Origin of the sequence: Agrobacterium sp. OT33 (genome assembly GCF_017313365.1) — a bacterium.
In the GTDB taxonomy this organism is placed as follows: domain Bacteria; phylum Pseudomonadota; class Alphaproteobacteria; order Rhizobiales; family Rhizobiaceae; genus Agrobacterium; species Agrobacterium rhizogenes_A.
In genome coordinates this window covers 1-263 of sequence record NZ_JAFLMZ010000029.1, presented here as the reverse complement: position 1 = coordinate 263, position 263 = coordinate 1, and the positions used below count along the sequence as shown (strand labels likewise).

Sequence of the window (263 nt, the reverse complement as noted above, 5' to 3'; positions counted from 1 at the left end):
TATCTGACGCGCCGTTTCGAGGAGGACGGGCTGTTCTTCTGGTTCAGCCATGAGGACGGTTCCCACAAGCTGCATGTTGCCGACAGCGCCAGCGGCTGGCTTGCCCCGTCGGCTTCGGCGCAGGGCGAGGGCCGGGTGCGTCTGGCGCAGGGGTCTTCGGACCGCAACCACATCAATGACTGGGCACGGCGTTTTTCCTATGTGTCGGGCCAGCGGGCGGGCGCGGACTGGAACTTCGAGACGCCGGGCATGGTGCCGGGCAC

Annotated in this window: 1 protein-coding gene; it reads left to right on the top strand. The window is 66.9% G+C overall.

The genetic code is table 11. The annotated features are described in order from the left end of the window. Positions 1 to 263 (top strand): contractile injection system protein, VgrG/Pvc8 family (locus JZX88_RS26025; protein ID WP_256436404.1); only part of this gene is annotated, 263 nt, incomplete at both ends.